The sequence below is a fragment of the Leptospira adleri genome (genome assembly GCF_002811985.1).
GTDB lineage: Bacteria > Spirochaetota > Leptospiria > Leptospirales > Leptospiraceae > Leptospira > Leptospira adleri.
Window position 1 is genome coordinate 1 of record NZ_NPDU01000126.1, and the last position, 5,216, is coordinate 5,216.

The window sequence follows — 5,216 nt, forward strand, 5'->3', positions numbered from 1 at the left end:
AAAGCTCATGGCTTGATCGTGTGAGGAGAGCTCTTCTCAAGTTCTCATTTGTGCGAAACTTTAAGGACACTATCTTCCAAAGTGTCTGCATGTTTTAGAAACATTACGAGATACTTTGGAATGATTTAATATTTTGATCTTTTTCTGAATACATCGTTGCGATTCCGTTGCCATATATACTCCTCAGGTTGAATACTTTATCATATCTGTAAACGCAGGTCGTTAGTTTCACACCTAAGTGGAGCTACTCTATCGGCTGAATGACAAACTCTTTTCCATTAAACTTATAATTACGTTTTGTTTCCACACCAGACGGCCCCTCTCCTTCCGGAGGCGAAATATCTGTAACGGAAATATTATAACCTCCATAATCATAGAAAGTAACTTTGTCGCCCATTGTTTCAAATATCTTTTCGTAATCATTTCCAGATTTAACGAACACAAAGATGTTTTCCGCATCTCCACAAAAGAAACCTTCACAACTGGTATAGTTGCTAAGAAATTTAGTAGTCACTGCGAAATAACTTTTACCTTTGAAGGTAAATTTATCGATCAACAGACTATTCATATCAATATCTTTTGAATTGAGTGAATCTAATTTTTCTATGATCTTTCTATTTATCTGGTTTTGCGGGTGAACAGATAAATGGAGGGAGGCGTATCGCCTAGAAACTTTTAAATAATTAGATGGTATATAGCCATCAACCAATACATTATATTTTGTTTCCTCTTCAAAAAAAGGAGTTTTAGCTTCATCTTTAATAACGTGAAAAAATACTTTCCCCTCAGGTGTTACGATCCGTTTCTTTACTTTGATGAAATCGCCTTCCCGAAGTTCGGAAACATCTTTTGATTGAAATTTTTCATTAAAATAGCTAAATATACGATCTACAGGTTTTACGAGATATCCCCATCCTTCTTCTTCCACTTCTAAATTCTTCTTTTCTAAAAGCTCCTCAGAACTTGATCCCCGCATAATATATGGCACAAATAAAAAGCCTATGTTATCATTCTTAGCTTTAACCTTCGCCCATACACCATTAGTACCTTGAACGGAAATTTGATTTTGACCAAGATCTAAAATTTCTACAAGTTCCCTAGTCTTTAATTTTTCTATAATTTTACCATTGGTTCCAGGATAATCTCGCAGTAACAATTGAGTTGCTGTTACAATTCCATATTTGTTTTCAACGACAGGCATAAATAATTGAATCCCGTATTGGAGATGAGCGTCGCCTAACTGGACATAACCAACTTTTTCTTTCTGACGTATTTTTATCCAGGCACTTCCCTTTACTGAATCGGTATCCTGAACTTTAGCTGAAAGAACATCATAAGGTATATTACGATCAATTTTAAAAGAAACTGGAGACTTCAAGGAAGGCTTCCCGTACGCGTTAGCCTCATTTTGTGTAACATACCCAAATCCCTTTGAAGTTGATATACATGAAATCGTAAATAAACCAAATATAATGAAAATGTAACTAATCCTTGTGCTCATAAAACTTTTCCTTTTAAAATCATTGCCAGACACTTCTATATTTCCCTGCTTGAACAATTATCAGACTTCGCCCAAATAACCGTGGCCTTGAGCCATAACTTATTGTTTAATATTATCTAACAACTTTGGAGGGCTGCTTTTTTTTCCTTTCGAATGCAAACGAAAGAGGAATCTAAGTTGTTGTAAAAGAATACCATTTAAAAACATTGGAATTTTCGAAAAAAACAAAAATGCATTTCTCAAGGTCTTCTTTCTTTATATAGATAGATTTTTTAGATTTCAGGCTAACTAAATACTTTAACTTTGATCATCCATTCCCAGGCAAAAAAATTCTCCAGCTGCACCTTTCATCAAGTTCCAGCATTATTCTCTAACATACTCCGCTTATTTCAACAAAATTCTCCTTGACTTTTCCTCCCTTATCTGTAGACCAAATAAACTTTCTGGACCAAGCAGTGACGTTGTCTATAAATCAAAAATCAGTTCAGAACTCCAAGTTTTCTACGCTTCCCGTAGAAACCACAGGGACTAACGTGTTTTGGTCGGACTTAGGCATATCTCCTCGCACCAATCCTCACCAACCACCCTTTTTCAAAATATCCACTAAGCCTTTCATTACCTCAAAGAACGTTAACCCTCTTCAGAGCAGTAAACAAAAGTTATCTCCTAAAGAATCTCAATCTACTACTCTACCAGTCTGCGGTGGAGGGAAAGGATTCTATTCAAGTCATAGCCTTATAATATTGAGCTTTTTAAGTTGGGAGTTTTCGCCTAACAATTAATTAATGGCGTTATAGATTTATTTTCTATTTCGCCTCTCCAATTTATTTACCTGAACTCGAATAGCTTCTTCCCATTCCTTTCCATATCGATTCTTCACCTTTTGCGTTCCGGCTATAGCCGCTTTATTCCATCCCTCTTCTTCAGAGTTGAATGGTGTTCTCGTGTATAAAAGCTTCAATTTTTGCCTTTGTCTTTTTAAATACTTTTCAGGTTTAAAAACTGGAATTCCACTCCTATCAATTCTTCTTGCTAACTTCTGTATTTGCCTTTGAGATGCAACCCACCAGATGGAACTTACACTCTTTGGGAAATCTCGAAAGTTCAACTTCTCTAAAATTCGATATTCTGTAGCTTGCCAAGCTGATAGGAGATCGTAATATTTCTTTAGTTTTTTAGTTTGAAAAGGAATAAGCATTTTCCAAAGATCATCTTCGACTCTTTCGATATCTTTCTTACCGGAAAAGTCATTGTGAATTCGGTCGAGCTTACTTTTGTTTACAGTAAAAGACTGATACCAGGTTCTCTCAGAGATGAATTCTCTCCTTCGATTCGAATCAAATTTTACCCTTTGAAAATGTCTGATTCTAATCTTTCGAATGAAATATTCTATAACAAACATTGGAAATTCATCGTCCGGTATTGTCCGCTTCATTTAATTCCTTTCTTCGCTTTAGTAACTAACAACTTGTAACCCCTTTCATGCCCTCTTAATTGAATGATCTCAGCCGCTACATCAATTATATCCTTCTCGTTTACATGTCTTGCGAGAAAGGAGAGGGATCTGTCTACAAGATAATGGTTATCAAGACTTTCTATTCCTTCGTTTTTGTAAGGTTCCCTTAACTCAACTTCAACAGTAAGAGCAGTTAACTCTCTTCCAGTAAGTGCACATTTACGATCCTGTTTCTTTAGCAGTTCTTTAAAATCATTCGCAGTGAATTTGAATTTAGCTTTTGTCCTTCGATCTGCTTTCGATTTAGAACCTTTCTTTTCCATACAATTCTCCTATATATTTTATTCTTTCTTTTTTCGTCATACCATACTTACTTTTAGCTCCGACTTGAGTTTCCTCAAAAATAACCTCAATATTCTCTTTTAAGTTCTCATTATTCTCAAATTGACTTCGATCAAAGGTGTATAAGACATCCGGTAATTCAGGAATGAGTTTCTTAACTAAATATTGAGCCTTTTCAAACTTATTCTTTCCAACTCGTTTAACAGTCGCAATACCAAGTTTCGCCCATCTCTGAATGATTCGAAACATAGGCTTATGAGAGGAAAGTTCACCGAAATCATGCTGAAGAAGATTATAATCGGAATCGAAGTTAAGTTGATTCCAGATAGAATACGCGATCGAGTTATAGAACTTTTCTTTCTGTTTTCGATGCGTCGGACCTGATTCCATAAAATCGAGATAATCAAAGTAAGCTTGTTTGAGAGGAAAATACAGATTCTCTTCCAATAAAAACCTAAACTTTTTATCAATTCTCTTTCGAGTTCTACTATGATCGCTATGGATTCTGGTTAAAGGAGAAGGTAACGGATAAATTAGATCTTGTCTGTTTTTAAGTAGATTTATGGACTCTTGGTTAGTTTTACAGGATTTATTAGAAAACCTATACCTACTCCCTACATTCCACAATTTCTCACTCTTCTTTCCACCAACAAGCTTCTCTAACCCATACACTCTCAATCCTTTCAAACCAGAATACTCATTGAGATAAAGAACACTATTCTCTGGTCTAATATAACTGTAAGAAGCTAAGAAAGAATATTTAATACTTCTCTGAGTTCCCTCTGCACATTGCGAGTTTACTCCATCCTTTGACCAACGATTCCTTCCCCAGACATTCCGTTTCGTATCAACAGCTCTAAGAGAATGATTCACTTGTCGAAAGTTAACATTGTATCTCTCCATCCAAGGCATGCCCTCATCAGCAAATAAAGGAACATCCTCTGGTAAAAAATCAAACAGTGGTTGAAGTGACTTTTGCTTTTGATCTGGAACAGAAGAGAGTATTACTGGACCACCTTTAATCGCAAGAGTATGACAGAGAGTTCCAATTTGATACTTTCCACGTTCTTCAGCAACCGCATCCGTTAAATAAATAGAAGCAGTCTGACCTTTGTGCTTAAATCTCTTTCGGTATCCATTCGCTCTTTGAGAAGCAGAGAATAACGCTAATGTATCTGTATGAACAACTGGCTTCCCTTCAATAAAAGGCTTTAAATCCCCTGATTCTGGCAGTTTTTTACCCTTCCAAGCTTTCTTTAGATCCTTTACCATTTCCCTTTTAATAGAAGGAATCAAATCACTTAAGAAAATCTGTAGCCTGCGTTTGAGTAAAGTTCCAGTGTTCTTAGAAACTGATAACTTTCTACAGATAGCAGAAGCTGAAAGACCGAGTGGAAAGAGTTCAATCGATTCGATTAAGAGATAGGAGAACACCCACAACGGTAATTTTAAATGTTCTAAGGGCGTATCTTTCGTTAATGATACCTGACCATTGCACTTAGAACAACGGAGAACATTCTCTCTAGTAGAAATACCTTTTGTAAGAGGTATTTTACAGGTAGGACAGTTCTTAGGATAGCATTGGGTAATGAGGTTTTTAGTAAGTTCTGTGTAATAATCAAGATTGAGATGAGGGAACTTTGAGTTAAAACGATCTTTAGCTGTGAGTTTAGATTGTTTAGATGCGAGTTTATTAGGTTTTAATGTGTTAGGATTGTGGGCGAATAAGAATCCTTTTTTACTTTGAACGGTGGGCAAGAAGGTGGGACCCAAGACATTCCGGAGGAATGGATGGGTTCCGCTTTTTGCGGGGTGTGAAATGTAAGAAAAGGATTCTTATTCACCTACTCCCTACATTCCACAATTTCTCACCCTTTTTCTCACCAACAAGCTTCTCTAATCCATACACTCTCAAAC

4 protein-coding genes are annotated in these 5,216 nt (G+C 36.2%); all 4 read right to left on the reverse strand.

Annotated features, from left to right (window positions below):
* Positions 1-244: 244 nt before the first annotated feature.
* Positions 245-1,378, reverse strand: coding sequence for an SH3 domain-containing protein (locus CH376_RS23360; RefSeq protein WP_125232035.1), 1,134 nt, complete (start codon positions 1,376-1,378; stop codon positions 245-247).
* 922 nt (positions 1,379-2,300) lie between these two features.
* On the reverse strand, positions 2,301-2,936 hold the full coding sequence (locus CH376_RS23365; protein ID WP_100788545.1) for a hypothetical protein: 636 nt from the start codon (positions 2,934-2,936) through the stop codon (positions 2,301-2,303).
* On the reverse strand, positions 2,933-3,280 hold the full coding sequence (locus CH376_RS23370) for a hypothetical protein (protein WP_100788547.1): 348 nt from the start codon (positions 3,278-3,280) through the stop codon (positions 2,933-2,935). The genes CH376_RS23365 and CH376_RS23370 overlap by 4 nt, the downstream gene beginning before the upstream one ends.
* Positions 3,261-5,072 carry a hypothetical protein gene (locus CH376_RS23375; RefSeq protein ID WP_243398315.1) on the reverse strand — a complete coding sequence of 604 codons (1,812 nt, stop codon included), beginning with the start codon at positions 5,070-5,072 and terminating at the stop codon, positions 3,261-3,263. Before CH376_RS23375 ends, CH376_RS23370 begins: the two co-directional genes overlap by 20 nt.
* Between the last annotated feature and the right edge of the window lie 144 nt (positions 5,073-5,216).